Genomic DNA, 23,084 nt, shown 5'->3' on the forward strand with positions numbered 1-23,084 from the left:
GTAATTTAGCCCACTTCCGCAGTCGCTTACGCTATGGCGGACAAGAAAGTGGGGTATAAATTAAATAATTTTATAATCATACTTTATCAGTTTTTAAACATCAAATCAAATTTAAAAGGACTCTCAGTTGAGAGCCCTTGTGCGTTTAAACAATCGCTTTGGCCAGAGGAGTGACTTTTTGAAATTCCGTTTGATGGAAAATTTTATGTCCTCCAATCTGGGCGGATCGTAGTACTTGTAATTTTTGTGGCGAATCACGAGTGCCAGATATTCACTGGCCACGTAAACTACCAGGCAAATCAGGGCGAAAAACAGATAAGCCTTGATTGCCCAGATCAAACCTCCAATAAACATCTCGACCTCCTTTTGGGTTAAAAAAATTCATTAAGTCTATAGCATTTTGGTCATTTTTTGATAGCGCCAAGTCTTCTCAAATCTTCTAAGGTTGCCACCTCAGGGTTTAAACCGAAGCGCACACATTGTAGTTTAAAAATGCTAGTTGTGTTTGGATCCAGCTTGTTTTGGATGCAACCCAACATTAAAAAAGAAGTTTTTTGAGGATCAAGCCCTCTTTTTTGACATTCCTCTTTAAAATTTCCGTCATATAAGCTACTTGAAATCATGCTCCCTCCTTTTAAAAAAGTTTTGCAATCAGTTCCCTCAGGACGTTTTTTAGATACGGAGCAGTTATGACTGTAACTACTACTGGCCATAATGAGTTTAGTTCATAACCTCTGATTGCCTCGTAAATCCCGAAGATGGCCATGTAGATTATTAAGCCGAAAATTATGGCTAAGTAATCCATCAATGCCAATGCAGTTTTGTCCTGTTTGGGCAAAATTGATTCCTCGTCAATAAACGTTTTTTCAGCCATTTCTACCTCCTCGTTTTTTAAAATAACATGCGTATTGCTTCCAGAGGCAAATTTTTTGCCTGTCTGAAGCTCTCACGAAGCGGACGGCGTTCAACCAGCGATACCATTATTGTTCCGCCAATGATGGCGCTCACGTATACAACCGCGCAAAACCCAGCAACTTCAACGACTGTCAACATAATTTTGTCTCCTTTAGTTTTGATTCATGGAGTTTAGCATATAAATTTCCTTCTGTCAACCCTACAAAACTACAAATCTTATACAAATTTTACAAAAAGTTAAGTATTACTGCGCTTTGGGTTAAAATTTTGCTTACTCATCAGATTCAGTTTTTCTCACCAAAGCGCCTTAAAATTGTATTTTGTATTATTTGTAACTAAATTCGTTTTTGTAGGAGTAAAAAAGCCGCAAGCGGGTGCCTGCGGCGATTTTTGCGTATTTTACTGTTAGTTGATTGGCGCATACACAGATTCAATATTATCAATTGGAATTATCCTGTGATGTTCAAGTTCAACATTTTCATCATCCAATAGTTTTGTTACTTTCCTGATTAATGTAGCGCCACCAAAATATAGTCCCTGATTGCCAATAGGAATAATCATATTGGGTTTAGGTTTAGTTACAACCATTAACGGTATTTCTGACCCACAAAACTTTTTTAGCATACCTCTTATTTCTTTCGGATTATGCGCTTCTTCATTTTTTTCAGACATTTTATCCTCCTTTTTTTGTTTTTTTAGCTTAGCAAGGTGTTTAAATTTTGTCAACCTTATGTACAAATTACAAATTTTTTGCGAATATACAAATCAATCTCCATTAGTAAATTAGTACAAAATTCGTAATTAGTAGAAGTATAAAAAAAGCCGCAAGCGAGGTGCCTGCGGCGGTAGTTGCGTGTTCACATTCCAAGCTGTTCTTTGAAATTATTCTTGGAATAACCATTGGGAAGTAATTGTACGAAATTCTCAGCTTCCCGACGATTACCCGTAATGACAGCACTTTTGATGATTTTTTTTAGATAGGTCTTGCCATCGGGTAAAGCATTCGCTGCCTTAGAAGCAGTTTTCAACCAAGTGCCTTCTATTGGGTGAAAATTGGGCACGTAATCCTCTGCGTTTTTTCTGCAAATTCCTATTATTTTTTTAAGAATTGAAGTTTTTTCTATTGATTCCTGTAGAATTTCAGCTGCTGCTAAAGCACCGTTAAGCCAAAATAATGGTAGCGGTACAATGCATGCCGGTTCATTTGCTTCGTTCGTCATCCTTTCAAAACATGCGTCAATAAAACTTAGTAGACATGTCTGTTTGATGTCGCTTTGTTTAATCCTTACTGCACATCTGAGTGCAGGGATAAGTTTGTGTTCTTCTAGATAGTCTTCAAAGGCAAGAAATCTGTCTGAATCTTCCTCAGTTTGTATCTCATTTAATTTGACAAATTTTTTCCCTTGAATTTGTTGCTTTTCGGATTCTTTTTTTTCAATGTACTTTTGTGTTTCAGGTGAAAGCAATCCAGCCGTTTTTAAGGCCTCTGATATATTCATTATTTTCCTCCTTTGAAAATTTTTAGCTCAATAATTTGAGTATTAATAATATTAACATTTATTTCAGTTCCTGTCAATCCTTTGAGATCTTCAATTCATTTTCCAATTCTGCCAGTATTTCATAAGCTCGGTCAGTTAATGGTTTGGGTAGGCCAGCGAGTTTGGCGACTTCAATGCCATAGGAGCGGTCAATGCCGCCGGGAATTATTTTTCTTAAAAATATAACACCTGTTTCAGTTTCTTTAACTGAAACAGAATAATTTTTGGCCTTATCTAATTTATCTACTAAATCAATTAATTCATGGTAATGTGTGGCAAACAAGGTTTTGGCTTTGATATTTTTATAAATATATTCCACAATGGCCCAGGCAATGGAAACGCCGTCAAAAGTAGATGTTCCCCTGCCCAATTCATCCAGGACAATAAAACTTTTACTGGTTGCATTATTTAAAATATTGGCTGCTTCCTGCATTTCCACCATAAAGGTTGATTGTCCTCGGATAAGGTTGTCTGAAGCGCCTACGCGAGTAAATATGCGGTCTGTAAGGCCTATTTTAGCGCTTTGGCAAGGCACATATGAGCCGATTTGGGCTAAAAGTATAATTAGGGCTGTTTGGCGCAAATAGCTTGATTTGCCGCTCATATTTGGTCCGGTCAGTAAAATTAACTGATGGTCAGTATGATTAAATAAGCCATCATTAGGCACATAGGAGTCAGTTTGTAATTTTTCAATCACTGGATGGCGGCCATTTTTAATTTCAATTGCTTCGCCGTCGTTTAATTCTGGCTTAGAGTAATTATTTAGTAAAGCAATATTGGCAAAGTTTAGTAAAACATCCAGCTGGGCAATAATATAAGCTGTGTTTTGAATGGCTTCAAAATACTTTGCCACTTCATTTCTAATTTCCCAGAATAATCTTTGTTCCAGTTCTATAATTTTTTCTTCAGCGCCTAAAACCTTTTGTTCATATTCTTTCAGTTCTGGCGTAACAAAACGTTCAGCATTAACTAATGTTTGTTTGCGTGTGTAATCAACGGGCACTTGAGCTAAATTAGAATTAGACACTTCAATATAGTAACCAAATATTTTATTAAATTTAACTTTGAGTGAAGAAATGCCGCTTCTTTGAATTTCTTTAGTTTGTAAATCTTTGAGCCAGTCCTTGCCTGAACGACTAATCTTTCTTAATTCATCAAGTTCAGCATTATAACCATCAGCAATCATTTCGCCTTCGGTAATTAAAAGCGGTGGATCTTCAGCAATTGATTTTTGGATTAAATCAACGACTTCTTGGTGTTCGTCTAGATTTTTATGGCAAAGTTTTAGTAGTTTAGAATCACAATTATTAATAATGCTTCTTATTTGCGGCATTAGCATTAAAGAATTTTTAAGATTAACTAAGTCCCTGGCATTTGCTCTTTTACAACCTAGCCTGCCTATTAATCTTTCTATATCCGAGATATTTTTAAATTCGCCTTTCAAATTTTCACGCAAATCCAGATTTCTATAAAATTCTTCAACTGCGTCTAGTCGCTGCTGGACTTTGTCCAAATTAATTAAAGGATGTAAAAGCCAATTGCGAAGCAATCTGCCGCCCATGCCTGTTTGAGTTTGATCAAGGATGGAAATTAACGAACCTTTTTCTTCAAAAAATTGGAATGTATATAAAAGTTCTAAATTTCTGATAGTCGCCTCATCTAAAATCATGTAGTCAGAAAGATTATAAAGAGAAAGCTTATTTATGTGTTCCAAACTTGTTTTTTGGGTGTCTTTTAAATAGTTAATTAAATTTCCAGCAGCTTCAATGCCGGTTAAATATTTTTCAACACCAAAACTTTGCAATGATTTAACTTTAAAATGCTCCAGTAAAGTTTCAGTAGCAGGATGAAATAAAGCAGGATAAAATAAGTTAAGATTGGAAATTTGTTCAAGTTTTGTTTTTAAATTTAAATTTTCATTTAGATCAGGAGTAATAATAATTTCTGAAGGCAAAATTCTATTTAATTCATTAATTAAATCATCCAGTTTATTTAATTCAGATAATTTAAATTCACCGGTTGTCAAATCAACAAACGCAATCCCCCACTTATTATCTTTATTAAATAAAGAGACTAAATAATTATTTCTTTTATTTTCCAAGATATTATTATCCAAAGTTGTGCCAGGCGTAATAATTCTAATTACTGAACGTTCAACCAGGCCGGGTAAATTAGGGTCAGTCATTTGTTCGCAGATAGCAACTTTTTTGCCAGCCCTGGTTAGTTTGGCAATATAACCATCAGCCGCATGGTAAGGAATGCCGCACATAGGGGTTTCATTAACAGTGCCTTTATTACGCGCTGTGAGCGTGATATTAAGTATTTTAGACGCTTCTAAGGCATCTGGACCAAACATTTCATAAAAGTCGCCCAAACGAAAAAAGAGAATGCAGTCTTGGTGCTTTTCTTTGATGGCACGGTATTGTTTGAGCATGGGGGTGAGTTCGGACATAAATATTTTGATAACTGATTGCAGATTACTGATTTCAGCAAAGAATCTTTAATCAGCAATCCGAAATCTGTAATCGTAGATACAATAAATCTACCAATTTTTACCTTTTTTGTAAATAAAAAAGGGCGATGTGATTCGCCCTAGATGTGTCCGCCTTCCCAAGCGCTTCGGTACTCCCCCGAAGTATTACAAGCCCCTTTTTTTGACATGGGTTGGTCAAACTGCAACTTGTTACTCGGGTTTAACCTCATTGACAAGGTTTGGCCTTTGGCCCTCTGGGTAGATTGCAAACTCTATGGCTAAGAGTTTCTCAATACTGCAATTTCCCCATTTTCTACTTTCTCGCTCTGCCTGGCATTCTCGCGTGAAGTACTCGCAATCTCTGTCACAGCATTCCTGGTGGCGAAGGATTTCTTCAGCCAACATTGATTCTCCTTGAAAGTTCTTGAAATGTGCAACTTTTAGGAGGTGGAACTGAGTGCAATTGCGAGTGCAACATGGGCAGGGATCCTCGTTGCACGTGCCGTTTCCGTAACATTCTTTGGGGCATGCATATTGGCTGGGATCAAGCTGGCAAATTCTGCCGGCTTTTTTAAGATCCCCTTCGGGAACCTCTTGTACGGGCAAGCCCACGATTTTGAGGGTTTGAATAAAATATTCGTAACCCCCGTGGCCTATGACTGCTCTGCTTTCTGACATGGCTCTCTCCTTTTCTGGTTAGGGTTTTGGGGTCAATCTGACCTTAGGATTGATTAGGATCTTTTAAATCATGAGTTCGTTTTTCACAGATTTTAAATTTTGCAGATCCCCAATCCAGAAAAGTGCCATCTTAATAAGACAATATAACAAATCTTTGAGAATTTGTCAATAGTTTGCCCAAATAACATAGTTTGCCCAAATAAAAGAGAGAGAATCAGTTGACTCTCTCTCGCCCTCAAGGTAATGCTAGCTTAGCCCCTTTAAATGAGCCACGCTCATTCACCTCGTTTTGCCAAGGTGACTCTTGTTCCTTAAGGGATATAAACTTTTTAGAAACTCGTCGCGAGATCCCCACTAACTTCGACGAAGTGATTTTTTTATAAGAACAACGGAATGATAGATTATTGTCTCAGCTCGTTAGGCCTGGGCATTTAAGGGTTTTACCTTAAACGACAATATGTGTGGGGTTGCCCTGCTTGGGATAACTTCCACGTCACATGACGTGCAACTCTATTTCTAGAGCCTAAAAATAGATTAGCATATCTTTAAAATTTTGTCAAGCCCGTTGTAGATAATTTTTGCCCAAATAAAAGAGAGAGAATCAGTTGACTCTCTCTCGCCCTTAATAAGGGATATAAATTTAGTTTGTCGGGCTGTCTTCCTCAACCGTCTTGAGATCTGGCATCTCACTTAGGCTGATAGCAAGCAACCATCTTGCCTTTTTCCTTAATTTGCGGATACGTGTCGCATCCTTCTCAGAAAGTGGCTTTGACATTAGCTTCCGTAATTCCTCATCATTTAATTTCCTTGTATCCAACATGATCAATCCTCCTTTTCATCATCGGGTTCATTTTTCTCACGTTCCATTTGCTCAAGATTGGAAGCAAGCAAGCCTCTATCGGCTTCTCTTATCTCACGTAACCACTGCACTTCCTCCTTGGACATTGGAGCAAATATCAATTTGCGAAGCTGTTCATGGGTTAATTGTTTCGTTCTACGCATGATTCTCCCTCCTCGTTTTAGGCAATGCACCAAAGATGCACGCCAAGTTAAGGTTGCTGTTTCGGAGCCTACTTTCTCTATTTTTTTTACAGCACCCGAGGAGGTTTTAAAATGGGGGTCAAAGGTGACCCCCGCACAAATTTTTGCCCGAACTTAATCAGGTTCCGATTCGGTTTCCTCGCGATCCATGTCAAAAAGATTACGTGCCAAAAGCCAGCTATCAGCTTTATCAGCTTCGCGTAGTCTCTCCGCGTCCTCTTTAGAAAGAGGCTTAAACAATAATTCACGAATTTGTTCAGCAGTTAGGTTTTTAATATCTGACATTAAGAAACCCCCTTTCAGGCATTTTTTGCCTTGTTAATGGTTGCCGTTTAGAAAACTACTTCTTTTTTTCTTTCGGCTACCGAGGAGGTTTTAAAATGTAATATAAATGTACTTTGTTAAAGCAGTATAGCGCATTTTGAAAAAATTGTCAACCCAGCACTTCGCGAAGAGCTGGGTCAATGGTTTAGCAATTTAAAAAGCGAAAACGCACCTTTGTCCTCACGTCATCCAGAGCGAATCGTGGGATCCTTGAAATCAAGGATTCTTCACTCCGTTCTGAATGACAAGGGGGCGTTTTCGCTAATTTTTAGGCGCATAAGTATAGACATTCCTTGCATTCCAAAGTAAATAGCCATAAGTACCAGCTTGCGAGGCGGCTTTGATTTGTAAATCAACCATAGCCGGCGTATATATTGCTCCCATATTAAAATCTTGCAACCAAGGTCTGATTTTAGCGCGCACGTTTTCCACTACTATAAGGCTTTCTTCACCTTTGGTTAAAGCATAGTTTACAACTTTATAGGGCTCAGCAGCTGGATTTTTTATATTCAAATATCCGCTGGGATAATGAGAAGGATAAACCATAGGGCAAACATAATCAAAATAAAGCGCCGCATCTTCTATTTGCTGGCCAATATTCATATCATCTGTTCTTTCAGTAGTAAAGCCAAATAAATCAGCGGAAATATAGGCCGGTTCGGTTTTTAAATTTTCATACAAATACTTAAAAAATTCTTTCATCACATAAGCCTTTGGCTTGCCGCCAAAGCCGGCAAATTTCATCTGCGCCATTGGACCGTCAGATGGAAAACGGATATAATCAAAATTCACTTCGTCAAATCCGAGAGAGATCGCTTCTTTGGCAATATCTAAATTATATTTCCAAACCTCCTGATTAGTCGGATCAGCCCAGGCCAAACCTTTATAATCGTGCCAGACGCCGCCAGTACTGCTATTCTGAACAGCCCAAGTTGGCTTTTTATTAGTTAAAGCAGGATCTTGAAAAACAGTCTGCCTGGCAATGACATAGATATTATTATCATGCAGTTTTTTTATTAAACCAGGCACATCTTTGATTAAATTACGATCTGTTTGCAATTGGTTGACCAAATCAATTTGGCTATCATAAGCAATTACTCCGGAATAATCTTTTATGTCTATAACCACTGCATTTAATGCGCTGCCTTTCATAAAACTAATAATATTATCAATTTTGGCAGATGACCCCGCACTGTTAGAAGTCAAATAAAGGCCTTTAATTTCTTTGGCAGCTGGTTTGGCTCTTTTTATTTCTTTAACTTTTTCAGTAATTTGCACATTTAAAGTTTTATTAATTTGGTTGCTTGTATTTTGGGCAAAAATTTCTGATCGACTAGTAAAAAAATAAAAGATAGCTGCGCCAATGGTAGCAACTAAAATAACATTTACTAAAATTAAAAATAATTTTCGCATTTATTTTAATCCTTTATCTTCATCAATTGTTATTTGCGCTGGTATAGTTGGGAATTCAAAAACTGTATTAATTGGCTTAATAACTTTATAATTTGTGAAATAAAAATTTTCCAAATTAATGACTTTTTTTTGCCAATCAGCTCCGTAAACTTCAGTTAACAGCGCCTTATCATTAATCGCGCTTATTTGGCCATTACTTACCACTAAATAAATATTTGGATCAGTTGGTGTTTGCATTAAACTGCCTGGCCGCAAAGTAACATTGCCGCCCAAAGGCGTTTCATAAAGCTTATTTAAGTCATACTCCATGATATCCGCCACGCTGATTTGCGCAAACCATGATTTATAGGTCTCAATGGTCGGGAAAATGTATCTCTTGCCATCCGCCCCATAATAGTAGATGTCGTTACTTTCACTCCTTTTAAGCTTATTAAACTCAGCTGAAGCAAATTTATAATTTTGATAATTAGCTGCTTGCTTTTTGGCATTATTAATTTGCTTGGTTTCACTATTTTTACCCAAGGTTAACAGGCCCATAATTCCGATTATACTTATAAAAAGAATTACAACGCCAATAATAAAATATTTATAGAATTTTTTCATAAAATTTTTAATTTAATATGTGCTTATAGTTTAGCAAAAAATACGATTTTTTCAACTCCCTTTTTAAAAAGCCTTGTTTTAACAAGGCCTTTACTGCTCCCTTTTTACAGTTTTTATAATAATCCATTTTTCTAATTTGCGAATATCAGCCAAAAGTTCACTTCTGGTTTTGGCATTTAAAGTAAAGCCAACTACAAATGTGTGGCCGTGTTTTGACAATCCAGCATAATCCCCCACTCTTTTTTCCTGCCTAAATTTGACTAAAGATTTTAATTCTTGGGCTTTTTTCAAACCCTTAATGGCAACTATTTTGCCGGATTTATGCGGCCAGAATTTCATAAAAACTGTCTGTAGATTCTTGGTCTTTTTTAAAACAGGTTTTTTGCCTAAATGGATTAATAAATCATTTAAATTGTGGCATAAGCCAAATGAGTAATAAAGAAGTTCTTCCCGAAACCCGCCTGTTCTGCAGGCTAATTCTATCACTTTCCAGCCTTTGGGCGTTTTCATTAATTCACAATGGACAGTGCAGGAACGCAAGCCAACTGCATGAATGGCTTTAGCCACGACATCTTGTGCTTTAAGCTCTTCTTCTTTCACTAAAACAGAAGGTGTAATTTGAGTGTACATGAATAAATCATCATAACCTGCGTCTTTCCCGGTTTTAATTTCAATGATCGGAGTATTATAAATTCTGCCATAAGAATTAACATAGGCATCAATAGAATACATCTGGCCCTCCATTAATTCCTCAACAATTATCTTAGGCTCTGTTTCAGCAAAATCTTTTTTATAAAGCGTATTTATTTTACGAAAAGCATCTTTTAAATTTTTTTCCAGTTCTTCTTTATAATAGCAATTAATAACCAGTTTGCTTTTGGATAAATTAGTCGGCTTTATAACACAGGGAAAACCGACTCGCTCAATAATTTTTTTTATGGTTACCTCTGTGTATTTTTTTACTCGGATAAATTTAGGTGTAATCTGCGGATAATATCTTTTGAAAGCTTTGCGCATTTCCAATTTATCATTAGCAATCAAAATTGAACGCGACGACGGATTTTTCAAATATGGGAATAATTCTACGACCCTGGCATATAAAGGCATGGGAGCTTCATATTTACAAATAGTAATGGCAATCTGGTTGTGATAATCTACCAAGGCTTTTTCTATCAACTCAATTTCGTCAATTTGGCAACGCACAATCTGGCTTAATAAACCCTGGATTTTGGGCTGGATTTTACGCTTAAGGCTGGTCAGCAAAAAAGGCCTGAATTTTTGGCCTAGCTCTTTTTCTAATTGTTTTACACTTTCAAGAATAGCGCTTGAAACAGTGCCGATAAATAAGATTATATCTTTTTCGCTTTTAATTTTACCATTGCTTGGTTTTGAGCGAGACAAGCCGTTAGGCATAAAATTTGTTTAATAAAAAACTTAAAAAGAGAAGTAATTTTTCTTCTCTCCAGCTATATTTGTTTTATGGTTAAAAAATCTCATATTTTCTTGCAAACACTGAAATTATAGCATTTGATTTTAAGCAAATCAATAAATTTTTGTCAATCCATTTATAACCATTAACGGCCTTAATTAATTTGATATACATAAATAGAAATATCATTTGGCCTGGGCTTATCAATTACAATCGGCTGCCAGCCTTCAACGAGAAACGCATATGAAATAATTTTAGCGCCGGGCTTTAATTCTCTGGCTAATTTTTGTTTCAATTTATTGGCAATAGTCGCAGGTACACCAAAAAAATATACAACGTCAGCATCTGATAAATTTTCTTTAAATAAATTTTTCCGTCTAAAAATTAGATTTTTATTTTTTATAAAAAATTGACGAAATTTACAAATTAAATAAAGAGGCAAAACTCTTTCCAAGCCAATTATCTGAGCTGAAGAATTTTTCTGGATATAAATGCTTACCCTGCCATTGCCGCAGCCAAGTTCATAAAATTTCTCACCAGGCTTTAACTCGGCTAGTTTAAGTATTCTGGGCAGATCTTTTTTCCTGGTAGGCACCCAGGGCGCAAAAGATATTGCTGCCAAGCCAAAAGAAAGAATAATCAAGAATAATACAAAGATAAAAATATTAAATATCAGCATAATCGTTTAATCAGCAGAATTATCATAAAGCCAGGCAGTTGTTTTTTCCTTCCTGAGCAATTTGGCCAGAGTTAAAGTATTTCTGGCAATTTGTTTGGCCTCTTCAATATAAGCCGGAGAAGTTACAATCGGCTTATCTTCGGCCGTGTCTAAAAGAACAGATGACATGGCATACATGTGGCTCCAAGATGGGAAAGCCATGCCATAATTGTTAAAAGTCATGAATAATTGGGAAATTAGCATACTAGCGCCTTCTTCATGGCCTGTGACAAAAATTCCAGCTGCTTTGCCAATAAAACGCTTTAAATATCCGCTGCCAGGAATTTTCGGCTCAGCCATTAATTCAACAAACTTAGTATGCTTAATATTCAATTCCCTATTCTTGGGATTTTTTGGATCAGCAGGTGCCAAACTGCCATCCAAACTAATACAGCGGTCAATAAAGGCCGCCATTAAAGTGGAGATTTTAAAATTATTAACTGGTGTGCCAAAAAGAATAATGTCGGCGCCCAAAACTTTATCATACAAAATATTACTCATATCATCACCTGCTTTGGTTCCTTTGGGATAGCAAGAACAATAAAAATGGCACTGAGTATTTGTTGTGGAATAACAGGCCCGGCAAGGCTGGATATTAAATTTGCGCAAAGGCAAAAGTTCGGTTTTTACGCCTAAAGTTTTTAATTCAGCTAAAGCCTTACTGACTAAAAATTCCGAACTGCTATTTTCTTTGGCCTTATCATTAATAAAACGCATTGAGCCCGTGATCCCAATTGCTTTAATAAATTTTGGATGCTGATTTAATTTTTTTGCCTCAATAATTGTTTTGGCGCGGATGTCTTTAAAGCGTTTAAGAATTTTATCGTCAATTTCTAAAAATGATTTCAAAAAATTATCAGTCAGGCTTGGCTCAATTAATTTTTCCCCGCAATAAGGGCAGAGTTTTTCATCAAGATAAAAAATCTTTTTATCTTTTTGGCAGACTGGCATAATTATAAAATTATTTTTAAAGTTTAAATCTCAAATTTTTTATAAATAAATTTTTTAACAAATTCAACTATTAAGAAATAGATTAAGGCAAAAATTATAATTATACCTGCTTGCCAATATTGCAAGAGCCCAAAATTAAAATAATAACGGATATTGGTAAATAAAATTAGGATAACCAATATGGTTGTAATCAGTGACGCGTAAAATAACATTTTGCTGGGTTTGCTTTGCCAGAACCACTTTTTCGTGCGGATCACAAAAATTAATAAAACTTCAGTTAAATACGACTGCCAAAACCAGCCAGCCTGAAAAACCGGGATAGAGGCATTGATTACAAAAATTAAAAATCCAAAGGTAACATAATCCATGACCGAAGACAATAAGCCAAAATAATTCATGGCTTGCCTGATTTTTTTAATATCCCATTGTTTGGGTTTTTTTAAATATTCCTCATCAACTTCATCAGTAGCGATAGCTAGCATTGGCATATCACTGAAAAAATTCAATAAAATTATTTGAGCTGGCAGCATGGGAATAAAAGGCAAAAATAGTGAGGCGCCAACCACAGTAAACATATTGCCATAATTTGAACTAATCGTGCAAAGAATATATTTTAAAGTATTGCCAAATGTTTTGCGGCCTTCCTTTATGCCTTCAGTTAAAATTCTTAAGCTTTTTTTGAGTAAGATAACATCAGCCGCTTCTTTGGCCACATCAACTGCTGTATCAACTGAAATACCAACGTCAGCAGCGCGCAAAGCAGGCGCATCATTCACGCCATCGCCTAAAAAAGCCACATTATGTTTGGCACTTTTTAAAGCCTTCACAATTCTTAATTTATGTTCAGGCGTTACTTTGGCAAAAATGTCAGTAGCAGCCACTATTTTTTGTAATTGTTCATCACTCATTTTATCAATTTTTTCACCCAAAACAATTGTTGTCAGATTAAGGCCAATCTCTTGGCAAAGTCGTTTAGCAGCCAGATCATTATCCCCTGTCAGAATTTTCACACTCACGCCTAAATCATTAAAAATGCGGATTGACTCTGCTGCGCTTTTTTTAGGCGGATCAATAAAAACCAAAGCGCCCAGCAAAATTAAATTTTGCTCATCTTTAATGGAATATTTTTCTTTAGCAGGGATTTCTTTTTTTGCAATTAAAATCAGACGAAATCCGTCGTCTTCCAATTTGGAAATTTTATTTTTTATTACGCTTAAATGCTTGCTTAAATTTTCTATTTTATTATTTAGTAAAATTGTATCGCAGATTTTAAGCATTTCTTCTATTGCACCCTTGCAAATCAATTCACGCTTGTTATTTTTAGCCAAAATCACACTCATGCGCCGGCGATAAAAATCAAAGGGCAGATTATCAATTATCTTATAGCCGTTTTTATGGCTTAAATATTTCTGGCTATAATCATAGATGGCTTTATCTAAAGGGTTGGAAGCAAGATTTTTTTCTAAGGCATAAGAATTGCACAAACTGCCTAAAAGTAAAATTTCCTCATTTTTTTTATCAGCAAAATCAAAATAATTTTTCAGTTCAATTTTACCTTCAGTTAACGTGCCTGTTTTATCAGTGCAGAGCACATCAGCATTGCCTAAATTTTCAATAGCCATTAAACGTTTAACAATTACTTGTTTTTCCGCCATTTTACGGGCACCGCGCGAAAGATTAATCGTTATAATTATGGGTAATAATTCGGGTGAAATACCTACAGCAATGGCTAATGAAAAAAGAAGCGCTTCCAGCCAGTTGCCTTTAAAAATTGCCAGAATTAGAAAAACAATAAATGAAAAAAAGATTATTATTCTAAATAAAAAATAACCAAAATCAGCAATGCCTTTTTGAAATTCTGATTGAGGCTCAATCTCAGTCATAAGGTTTGCTGTTTGTCCCAAAAAAGTGTTTTGACCAATGGCGACTACAACACCTTTACCAGTGCCTTGAACAATATGACTGCCGGCAAAAACTAAATTGGCAGCTTCTAATGGCTGTAAACATACTTTAAGAGTATCAGCGTTTTTTTCAACCGGAAAAGATTCTCCGCTTAAAACAGCTTGATTTATCGCCAGATCATGGGTTTCAACCAAACGTAAATCTGCAGGCACAATTGAAGTTACTTGTAATAAAACCACATCGCCTAATACCAATTCCGTAGCATTAATTTGTTTTATCTTTCCTTCTCTTATAACTGTTGTTCGTAAAGAAACTTTATTTTTTAATGTCTCAATAATCTTTTCTGAACGATATTCCTGGATAAAGGCTAAAATCGCAGACATAAAAACCATCACAAAAATAATAATGGCTGAAATATATTCGCCTAAAAATCCGGAAATTAAAGTCGCAATCAAAAGAATTATAATCAGCGGATTTTTAAACTGAGATATAAAAATTTTCCAGGCTGGCCTGCTTTTTTGGCCGACCATTTCATTTTTGCCATATAAAATTTGGCGCCTTTTGACTTCTTGGGTATTTAAGCCACGCGGCTCAGTTTTTAAGACGCGATAAACATGTTCTGGCTCAAAGTCAATAAATTTTAGAATATCATTATTGGACATATCTTAAATAATTATAGCAAATTTTGGACATAAATAAAAAACAGGGCAAAAGCATTTCCCTGTTTTTTTAAGTATATAGTAAGGTTAATTATTTAATAAAGCGCGGCTAAGTTTGCAGCCAATTTTGAAACTAAAATTTCTTCTGGTCCGGTGACAATAATCAGATTGTTTGATTTAGTCAAAATTGAAGCCTGGCTGCGGCCTTCAAGATCAATTATTTTCATTTCGCCATTATTGTAGGTCCAGTCTGTGGGCATTTTCCTCATAAAAACTGCAACTAAATTTGCAGTACTTCCCCAGGCAGTGCCTTGGGCGCCTGAAATTTTTTCATTAACCTGGAAATAATTATTTGGGAAATTACCAGTTGGAGAAGCAAAAAGGTCACCGCTGGCTTTGCCTGCTTTAACGCCTGTAAAACCAGCCTTGGTTAAGTCAGCTATTGTTACTTTAAATTCACCGGCAGAATAAGCAGGATAAGCCACTGGGGCAGAGATTAAAATCGGAGTTGCTTCTGTTGGCGCCGGAGTTTGCGCTAAAACTGTAGAGCTAAGCGCCAAACAGGAAAAAATTATTAATAAAATAAATAGCTTTAAAAATTTATTCATACATTTTTTAATTATTTATTAATACTTACATTGTAGCAAAAATTGAGCCTTTTGTCTCTGGAGTTATCAACATTTTAAATATTTTATCTTCCCATGATCTGTATTTTAGCTAGGAGCCGGAAATATTAATTTTAAAGAATTCTTTGCCCTTGCTTGCCCAATTATCCTTGGACAAGTCTTCCATTTCAATAATATAATCAGTAATCACCTTTTCTTTTTCAGCCCGATCTTCTAGTAAATAAATATATTTAGCAACCAGATTATAATGTGCCAGTTCACGCTCATTATCATCTTCAATTTGCAGCCATATATAATTAGTAAAAGCCCAGCGAATAAATTCAGGGTCTGCCATACCCTTGTTTATTTTTTCCAGCAATTCCTGCTGGCTTGCTTCTTTAGTTTCCCCGGTGTAAGCGCCCTCGGGAATAATGCCGGCAATGGGCTTAAGCAGTGAATTTATATTTTCATTCAATTTCTCAGGATTATAACTAATATCTTTAACGTCATAAGCCGGGCGCATTAATAATTGAACGCGTTCAGGATGACTGGCTAAATCAATTTTAACCATTTCTTCTGCCAATTTTTGAGTTTGATTAAAAGTAAGATCGGTATGCAATAGTTTAAAAATCACATAGCCCCAGGGCAAATTTACCTTAGAACTTAATTGCGGAGTAAATTTAATCATCATTTGTTTTATAAAAGTAGAATGGTTCCTTGCACGTTGCGGTTCACCAATGGCATAGCCCTGGCGCAGCCGCAGCCACTGCATGGTTTCAGCGGCCGGCAAATCAAGCTGCCTAAAAATGCCCATGGCCTGGGAAAAACCGATAAAAACCAGATAATCAGCCTTTTGTCCCAGAATTTTTTCAATTTGTTTAACGCCATAATCCAAGCCTCCGACTTCGCATGATTTTGAGACGTAATAATCAGTCGGTTGATGGCCGCTTCCCGGCAACGGCGCATAAGTACCGCGCGGCACTGCTGTAATTGTCACCCTTTGCTTTATTTTATTAATTTCAAGCAGCTGAATGGCATCACAATGTCCATTTGTTTCACCAATGCGGTTATCTAAACCAATAAAAAGTATTTTTACTATCCCATCTGCGCCAAAAGGATCTGTCTTCTCAGAATTTAGGCTTTGCAGTCTGCGTTCGTCAATCATAGCTTGAATTTGCTTTTCTTGCTGGCCGGCTCGTGAATTATTAGTGTGCGGCAAAGAAAAAAAATTCGCCACTTTTTGCCAGATAAAAAATGAGCCTAGAACGGCTAAAATTAAAATTATGATAATAATTAAAATTATTTTTTTCATATCATTCTTGATTATAGTTTAAGCCAGATTCTACCAAAATACAAATTTAAAAAAAGAAAGACCCTGATGAGTTTTTTATTCTTGCTCAGGGGTAAAATTAGTATCCGCTCCAATAATTGACCTGCTAATTAATATTTGATAGAATAACATAATCTTATATTAATCTAGTAGTTATGAATCCAGGCAATGTCATTATTCGTTTCAATGAAGTATTTTTTCACTATGATAAAAATAAACCCATTCTGGCAGGGGTTAATTTTTCTGTGCGCGAAAATGCCAAAATCACCATCATGGGTCAAAATGGCGCTGGCAAAAGCACTATTTTTAAATTAATAATAAATGAATTAAAACCTGGCGAAGGCAATGTATCTGTTACTCCAGGGACAACTATTGCCATTGCCGCTCAAGTAATGAAAAGAGAGAATTTAGCCAAAACTATTGAAGAGTATTTTAGCGAGGCATTTGCTAAAAAAAATTATGATCTGCCGAAGAAAATTAAAAAAGTTTTAGACATAGTTCATTTGGCTGCGCCGCTTGATAGAAAAATTATCCAATTTTCCGGAGGTCAGCAGGCGCGCCTGCTTTTGGCTTATGCTTTAATTCAAGAACCAGACATTTTACTGCTTGACGAACCAACAAACAATTTAGATGCCGAAGGTATCGAGCACCTCACCCAATTTTTAATGGAGTACCCTAAAACATGCCTGGTAATTTCGCATGATGCTAATTTCTTGAATACTTTTACTGAGGGCGTACTTTATCTTGATTCTCATACCCAAAAAGTAGCACAATATACGGGTAATTATTACGATGTGCTGCTAGAAATTGAAGCCCAAATAGAACGCGAACGCGCCCAAAATGCGCAGTTAAAACGCAGTATTCAAGATCGCAAAGACAAAATTAATTTCTTTGCCAATAAGGGCGGAAAAATGCGTAGATTGGCCAGTAAGTTGCGCGATCAAGTTGCAGAAGCTGAAGACACAATGGTTGCTGAAAGACAAGAAGATAAAACCATTAATAATTTTATAATCCCGGCTCAAACAGATATTCCCGGAGTTATTGCCAAAATAAAATCAATTGGCGTAATGATTGATCATCAGCCAGTTAAAAAAACACTTGCCAATCCTATTGAGATCAGAAAAAATACAAAACTACTTATTAAGGGACCAAATGGTATTGGTAAAAGCACTTTATTAAAAGCTTTGGCTGAAGGACAAGAAAAAGGCGCCCAAATCACCAAAGATATCAAAGTTGGTTATTATCAACAAGATTTTTCCGGACTTGATTTTAATAAGACTGCTTATCAGGCTTTGGAAGAAATGATGGAAATACCATTTAACCAGACTATTTATGCGACTGCGGCGCAATTTTTATTATCGTCAGAAATTTTAAGAAATAAAGTCGGTTCACTCTCAGAAGGTCAAAAGGGCTTGCTTTGCTATGCCAGATTTGTTTTGCAAAAACCCGGACTTTTAATTATGGATGAACCAACGAATCATATTAATTTCAGGCACTTGCCGATAATAGCCGAAGCCTTAAATAATTATAAAGGCGCTTTACTTCTGGTCAGCCATGCTTACGAATTTATTGACCAGATAGATATTACGCAAACCCTTGATTTGGGATCACTATAACAAAATTTAAAATCTTAACAAAAAAATCGCCTATGAAAATAGACGATTTTTTTGTAGAATTTTTAACAGACTGCTTATTTATTGAATAATTTCACCAACCAACCGAAAAGGCTGAATTTGCTCTCATTGGTTTTAATGAAATCATTAATCTTTTGCTGTTCCTGGGTCAAGACTTGAATTTGAGCCTGAAGCGAGGCTTTAGTTGCTGGATCAGTTGTTTTAGCTAATAAGGCGGTTAATTGGTTAATCTGATTTTGGGTTGTGACCATTTGGCTGCGCAACATGCCAAGATTTTTATAATCAGAACCTATTAAAAATGTGGTAATTTTACCCCTGCTATTAATTTTATCAATAGCCTGAGCCTCTTGTTCCTTGGTATCATTCTGCGCCTGGGCAATGGCCTTTACCTGGTCGCCAATTCCGCTTTTGTCGTTATTAGCCGCGTTTAAAAGATTTTGCACAAATGTGGCAACTGCGCTGCGATGTTCAGCTCCAGTGACACCTTTGTTTTCGCCCTTGTTCTCATTAACATTTTCATTGGCGTTTTGATTAGAATTTTCATTCAAATTATCATTCTCATTTTCATTGACATTGCGATTTGATTCGTTAAGATTACGATTTTCATTAAGATTTTGATTTGATTCATTTAAATTACGATTTTCATTTATATTAGCTCGTTTTTCGGCATTAATATTAGATTCATTAGATTTCGCATTGCCTGGATCTTCTGCTTTAACTATTATTGCCAGACAAAGAAATGTAACTATTATAAAAAGTGCAATAATTAAGGTAGTAATTTTAAATTTCTTCATATTTTTAAAATTAACTTATTAAAATTGATCGACCTTTCATTATCATTATACGATAAAACCGGCTTTATAATAAGGCAAAATTATGCACAGATATTTAAGCGGTTAAATAAGTATATTTTAATTGATACTATATTAATTAGAGCACACCATTTCTGATGTGCTCTAAATTTGCCAACTTGGAATGTTTCATCCATTTCTCTGGGGCAGTTGGAATGCCCGTGGCATTTTTATACCACCTGTTGTTTTCCACTTGCGTGGATGCTTGGATTGTACATCCGTTGGGGGTACAGCAGCAATTCCCAAAGAAACAACCCCTCATCAGTCTCACGCTTTGAATTCTGACTCGTCTGGCAGAAACCCACGTGAAAGACATTGTTTCTCAACGGATATGTCCACCACAAGCCGGGTCCTTGCTCTGATTTATTTTGGCCTGTCAGAGTAGGTTTTGGTGGTTGGTCCTTAACCGAGGCGAGATTCGTCAGGCCGTTTGAACATTCATAAGCACCTCCTTTTCGCCTTATCACTCGTCAAAATTTACTCTCTGTTATCTACTCCGCAAAAGTGGATTAACATGTTTCTTAAACTCATGAATGGCCTCATCCCATTCTCGCCGCGCCTTTTTGTCCTTGGGTTTATCTAGTTGAAGCGCATGTGCGCGGAATATATACCCGAACATTGATACTAGTTCAATGTCGCCAATCTTGGGAAAATCTTCATTTTGATCTTTGGATTTGGCATTCTCCATGATCTCAATTATTGAACTGTGCAGTCTTTCAAAATCTCTGAACCAACTCTCCAAGGTTTTACCGTCTTTAACGGGTTTGTCTTTCATGATTGTGAAAAAAAGTTTGCCTGATTCAAACGCGATTAGGTTCTCTCGTGTAGCTTTGGTTTCCGTTAAAAAACTTTGTGTAAATATGAGATAAGGACCACTACCCACCCACGGGGATATCATTTGAGGCAATGTGGACATCGGATCATAGTCCTGGATTCTATCACTGAATCGGCAGTCTACATTATTAACAATCCAATCCCTTATTTTTTTGTCCTTTGATGAGCGAAGCGCACCTGGAAGTATTTCTTGTATTTTTTCTTTTGTTGTAAGCGGCACTACTAGAAAGTTACTTCCGATAGGATCCTTCCAATTTTCCCACCTATAGCCATAAGCCGGCCTGAGAAGTCCGTTGCCGTCCCAAACAACATTAGGATGACCCGAGAAAGGTGTTCCCAGAGGAAGCGGCACTACCTGCTGGTTAACATTCAAATCTTTCCAGCAATAGCCATCGGCCGGCCTTAAATGTCCGTCACCGGTCCAAACAACATGAGGATGACCCCATACAGGAGTTCCGTCTGGTTCTGGTAAATCCGAATTATGACTATGACCGCCGTTATCATCATTATCCCCTGACTCTCCATGATAATACCCCGGATTTGGCTCTGGAGAACTTCCTCCACCACCCCCTTCTGGATGCGGAAGACTTCCCCCGCTCCAATTAACTGGACGGCCTGGAAAACGTACTATTTCCTCGTCTAAATCAATTTTAGAATTTAGATGACTTCCTCCCACCTTGCCCAAGTCAATTTTACTAGAAACATGATCCGGGACAGCAACTCGATTGTTAAAAAAGAACACAACAGCCGACACTACCAGTAGAGCAAGAATAGCGACCAGATAAAACACACTCCTCTTTTTCATGATCTTTCCTCCTTTGGTTTGATTTTTAATCAAATCAACTCGACTTGATTAAAAGTATCTTATTTTATTTATCATAGAATGTCAATACTAAAAAGACCCAGACTGAGGCTCTTTTCTAAACTCCGCGGGCAGGATTCTACCCTTGTTTTTTTTTAAGTAAAAACAAGTTTTATGAAATAGTAATTTTGACAGAGCTGGGACGCGAATAGTATGTATATTCCCATCGCCGTTATTTTGTACTAAAACAAACAAAACAAAAAATCGCCCAATTTGCGACTTATTGTTTTCCTGTTTTGAAGCTTGCAAAAAATAAAAATAATTGCTATTATGTAAATAACCGAATTTTCTAATTCTGTTTTTTTATTTAAAACATTCCGGGGTAGCGCCCTCCTTCGCTTCGCTATGGAGGGCAGGCAGTCATGATTATTATTTACAACTTTCGCTGCGCTACCTCATTATAATTAAGTAAATTAAAAATAAAAAATATTCCGGGGTAGCGCAGCGGTAGCGCAGTTGGCTGTTAACCAATTGGTCGTGGGTTCGAATCCCACCCCCGGAGCACAAAAAAATAGTTCTATGTTAGAGCTATTTTTTTATACCCAAGTAGGAATTAGAACTTTATTATGATATAATGAGAATATGAAAAATAATTTTTTTTCAGCAGTTATCAATATAATTATTCTTATCATTGTTATTTTTGCAGTCAGTCTTTATTTTATTTACAATTCTCAATTGATTGGTCTAGTAATTTTAGGATTAGGTGTTTTTTGTCTTATATCATTAATTCCTTTTAAAGTATCAATCAATACAATTTGGCCCGATATTGTTTTTGGATTGATTGATAACGGTATTTTAGCGATTTTAGCGATTTTTGGCGGAGAAGTAGCTGGTGTTATGGGTGCAGTTATAGGTGGGGTCGTTGGCAATTCAATAACAGATGGCATTGCTGGCATATTTGAAGGTTATGTAGCTGAAAAAATGAGAAAAAATAATATTTCTGACCAACGAACAATGCTAGGTTCGGCTATAGGTAAAATGGCAGGATGTCTCTTGGGGGCTGGAATAGTTTTAATTATTGCCAACTTGTTCAATTATTAAATTCGAAGATGTGGAGCAGAACAAAAAAACACTCCAATTATGAAGTGTTTTTTGTTTAGATATTTTTAAAAATCCTTTAATTTATCAATCTGGGCGTGTTGCTTAATCTTTTCCAAAGCTTTGGCTTCAATCTGCCTGATTCTTTCGCGGGTGACATCAAATTCCTGACCAACTTCCTCTAAAGTATGGGCTACGCCATCAGTTAAGCCAAAACGCATTTCTAATATTTTTTGTTCTCTTGGAGAAAGTTCACTGATTACTTCTTTCACATAATCTCGTAATAACTGCAAAGCGGCTACTCTGTCAGGCGTCATATTTTTAACATCTTCTATAAAATCTTCCAAAGTTGAATCTTCTTCGTCTTCGCCGACTGAAGTTTCTAAAGATATAGTTTCCTGAGAAATACTTATTATGTGTCTGACTTTTTCAATATCCTCACCCATTTCAGCAGCAATTTCTTCTGGCAAAGGCTCACGCCCTAAATCCTGGATTAAACGGCGCTGAACCTGCTGGAATTTATTGATTGTTTCTACCATATGGACAGGAATTCTGATTGTTCTGGATTGGTCAGCTAATGATCTGGTAATCGCCTGCCTTATCCACCAGGTCGCATAAGTTGAAAATTTATAGCCTTTTCTTGGATCAAATTTTTCCACGGCTTTAAATAAGCCAATATTGCCTTCCTGGATTAAATCCAAAAGAGACATGCTTTTGCCGACAAATTTTTTGGCAATGGAAACAACCAGGCGCAAATTAGCCTCAATAATCTTTTTTTCAGCTTCCTTGTCCCCTTTTTCTTTGCGCCTCGCCAAAGACATTTCCTCTTCTCCTTTTAAAAGAGGCACCTTGCCGATTTCACGCAAATACATCTGGATTGAATCTTCTGAAATATCAGAAAGATCAAGCCTCTTTTTTTCCTTGGTTATGCCAATTCTTTCCAAAAGTTCTTCTTTTTCTTTGCCCCGGCTTAAAACTCCGCCTTTTAGTTCCACCATTTGAATGCCACAGTGGTCTAATCTATCTATAAAATCTTCGTACAAATCAATATATTCTTCAACTTCGGGAAAAGTATGCAAAACTTCTTGTTCGGTAATAAAACCTCGGCTTCTGCCTTTTTGCAAAAGCGAACATAACTGTTCTTCACTGGGCCTGACAATCTCCTGCTTAGACCTGGAAATTTTTTTATGCTTTTTTTTAATCTGAAACTTCCTTCTTTTTATCGGTCTTTTAAGCTTTTTAACATTTTTCTTCTTTGTTTTTTTCTTTTTAGGCATAAAATGTGT

General features: G+C 36.4%; 24 protein-coding genes and 1 tRNA gene. 4 read left to right on the forward strand and 21 right to left on the reverse strand.

What is annotated here, in order from left to right:
- Positions 1-123: 123 nt before the first annotated feature.
- The 3 genes from WC460_03385 to WC460_03395 are packed head-to-tail and all read right to left on the reverse strand — an operon-like array spanning position 124 to position 874.
- A complete protein-coding gene (locus WC460_03385; GenBank protein ID MFA5188379.1) occupies positions 124-354 on the reverse strand; it encodes a hypothetical protein in 231 nt (76 codons plus the stop codon).
- Positions 355-404: 50 nt separating this feature from the next.
- Positions 405-623: a hypothetical protein gene (locus tag WC460_03390; protein MFA5188380.1), complete on the reverse strand. Its 219-nt coding sequence runs from the start codon at positions 621-623 to the stop codon at positions 405-407.
- Between the two features lie 11 nt (positions 624-634).
- Positions 635-874, reverse strand: a complete 240-nt coding sequence (locus WC460_03395; protein MFA5188381.1) for a hypothetical protein — start codon at positions 872-874, stop codon at positions 635-637.
- A 27-nt stretch (positions 875-901) separates the two neighbouring features.
- On the opposite strand from WC460_03395, the gene WC460_03400 reads away from it, so the two are divergent.
- On the forward strand, positions 902-1,090 hold the full coding sequence (locus tag WC460_03400) for a hypothetical protein (GenBank protein ID MFA5188382.1): 189 nt from the start codon (positions 902-904) through the stop codon (positions 1,088-1,090).
- 230 nt (positions 1,091-1,320) lie between these two features.
- Here WC460_03400 and WC460_03405 read toward each other — a convergent pair whose 3' ends face one another.
- The 15 genes from WC460_03405 to WC460_03475 all read right to left on the reverse strand — a co-directional run bounded on the left by WC460_03405 (position 1,321) and on the right by WC460_03475 (position 16,561).
- Positions 1,321-1,587 carry a hypothetical protein gene (locus WC460_03405; protein MFA5188383.1) on the reverse strand — a complete coding sequence of 89 codons (267 nt, stop codon included), beginning with the start codon at positions 1,585-1,587 and terminating at the stop codon, positions 1,321-1,323.
- A 185-nt stretch (positions 1,588-1,772) separates the two neighbouring features.
- Positions 1,773-2,414: a hypothetical protein gene (locus tag WC460_03410; GenBank protein MFA5188384.1), complete on the reverse strand. Its 642-nt coding sequence runs from the start codon at positions 2,412-2,414 to the stop codon at positions 1,773-1,775.
- Positions 2,415-2,487: 73 nt separating this feature from the next.
- Complete coding sequence (gene mutS / locus WC460_03415) at positions 2,488-4,887, reverse strand: DNA mismatch repair protein MutS (GenBank protein MFA5188385.1); 2,400 nt, start codon at positions 4,885-4,887, stop codon at positions 2,488-2,490.
- Between the two features lie 249 nt (positions 4,888-5,136).
- A complete protein-coding gene (locus tag WC460_03420) occupies positions 5,137-5,604 on the reverse strand; it encodes a hypothetical protein (protein ID MFA5188386.1) in 468 nt (155 codons plus the stop codon).
- 640 nt (positions 5,605-6,244) lie between these two features.
- Complete coding sequence (locus tag WC460_03425; GenBank protein ID MFA5188387.1) at positions 6,245-6,424, reverse strand: hypothetical protein; 180 nt, start codon at positions 6,422-6,424, stop codon at positions 6,245-6,247.
- 2 nt (positions 6,425-6,426) lie between these two features.
- Positions 6,427-6,606: a hypothetical protein gene (locus tag WC460_03430; protein MFA5188388.1), complete on the reverse strand. Its 180-nt coding sequence runs from the start codon at positions 6,604-6,606 to the stop codon at positions 6,427-6,429.
- A 153-nt stretch (positions 6,607-6,759) separates the two neighbouring features.
- Positions 6,760-6,930: a hypothetical protein gene (locus WC460_03435; protein ID MFA5188389.1), complete on the reverse strand. Its 171-nt coding sequence runs from the start codon at positions 6,928-6,930 to the stop codon at positions 6,760-6,762.
- A 300-nt stretch (positions 6,931-7,230) separates the two neighbouring features.
- Positions 7,231-8,382: a putative glycoside hydrolase gene (locus WC460_03440; GenBank protein ID MFA5188390.1), complete on the reverse strand. Its 1,152-nt coding sequence runs from the start codon at positions 8,380-8,382 to the stop codon at positions 7,231-7,233.
- Positions 8,383-8,985: a hypothetical protein gene (locus tag WC460_03445; protein ID MFA5188391.1), complete on the reverse strand. Its 603-nt coding sequence runs from the start codon at positions 8,983-8,985 to the stop codon at positions 8,383-8,385. It lies immediately after the preceding gene.
- 90 nt (positions 8,986-9,075) lie between these two features.
- A complete protein-coding gene (locus WC460_03450; protein MFA5188392.1) occupies positions 9,076-10,398 on the reverse strand; it encodes an ATP-grasp domain-containing protein in 1,323 nt (440 codons plus the stop codon).
- Between the two features lie 170 nt (positions 10,399-10,568).
- Positions 10,569-11,093: a hypothetical protein gene (locus tag WC460_03455; protein MFA5188393.1), complete on the reverse strand. Its 525-nt coding sequence runs from the start codon at positions 11,091-11,093 to the stop codon at positions 10,569-10,571.
- A gap of 6 nt (positions 11,094-11,099) precedes the next feature.
- Positions 11,100-12,083, reverse strand: a complete 984-nt coding sequence (locus WC460_03460) for a flavodoxin family protein (protein ID MFA5188394.1) — start codon at positions 12,081-12,083, stop codon at positions 11,100-11,102.
- A 23-nt stretch (positions 12,084-12,106) separates the two neighbouring features.
- Positions 12,107-14,647, reverse strand: coding sequence for a magnesium-translocating P-type ATPase (mgtA, locus tag WC460_03465; GenBank protein MFA5188395.1), 2,541 nt, complete (start codon positions 14,645-14,647; stop codon positions 12,107-12,109).
- A gap of 92 nt (positions 14,648-14,739) precedes the next feature.
- Positions 14,740-15,252 carry a hypothetical protein gene (locus tag WC460_03470; protein MFA5188396.1) on the reverse strand — a complete coding sequence of 171 codons (513 nt, stop codon included), beginning with the start codon at positions 15,250-15,252 and terminating at the stop codon, positions 14,740-14,742.
- Positions 15,253-15,361: 109 nt separating this feature from the next.
- Positions 15,362-16,561, reverse strand: a complete 1,200-nt coding sequence (locus WC460_03475) for a hypothetical protein (GenBank protein ID MFA5188397.1) — start codon at positions 16,559-16,561, stop codon at positions 15,362-15,364.
- A gap of 173 nt (positions 16,562-16,734) precedes the next feature.
- On the opposite strand from WC460_03475, the gene WC460_03480 reads away from it, so the two are divergent.
- The gene (locus WC460_03480) at positions 16,735-18,195 is read left to right on the forward strand and encodes an ATP-binding cassette domain-containing protein (protein ID MFA5188398.1); all 1,461 of its coding nucleotides are present in this window, start codon (positions 16,735-16,737) and stop codon (positions 18,193-18,195) included.
- A gap of 74 nt (positions 18,196-18,269) precedes the next feature.
- Here the strand turns inward: WC460_03480 and WC460_03485 are convergent, their stop codons facing one another.
- Both WC460_03485 and WC460_03490 read right to left on the reverse strand, forming a co-directional pair.
- Positions 18,270-19,007: a hypothetical protein gene (locus WC460_03485; protein MFA5188399.1), complete on the reverse strand. Its 738-nt coding sequence runs from the start codon at positions 19,005-19,007 to the stop codon at positions 18,270-18,272.
- Positions 19,008-19,551: 544 nt separating this feature from the next.
- Positions 19,552-20,703, reverse strand: coding sequence for a hypothetical protein (locus tag WC460_03490; protein MFA5188400.1), 1,152 nt, complete (start codon positions 20,701-20,703; stop codon positions 19,552-19,554).
- A gap of 487 nt (positions 20,704-21,190) precedes the next feature.
- Here WC460_03490 and WC460_03495 point away from each other — a divergent pair.
- A tRNA-Asn gene (locus tag WC460_03495) sits at positions 21,191-21,262 on the forward strand.
- Between the two features lie 80 nt (positions 21,263-21,342).
- Positions 21,343-21,801, forward strand: a complete 459-nt coding sequence (locus WC460_03500) for a hypothetical protein (GenBank protein ID MFA5188401.1) — start codon at positions 21,343-21,345, stop codon at positions 21,799-21,801.
- Between the two features lie 65 nt (positions 21,802-21,866).
- Here the strand turns inward: WC460_03500 and WC460_03505 are convergent, their stop codons facing one another.
- Positions 21,867-23,075, reverse strand: coding sequence for a sigma-70 family RNA polymerase sigma factor (locus WC460_03505; GenBank protein ID MFA5188402.1), 1,209 nt, complete (start codon positions 23,073-23,075; stop codon positions 21,867-21,869).
- Positions 23,076-23,084 lie beyond the last annotated feature (9 nt).

This window comes from Patescibacteria group bacterium (assembly GCA_041651155.1).
GTDB lineage: Bacteria > Patescibacteriota > Patescibacteriia > CAIXNZ01 > CAIXNZ01 > JAPLYF01.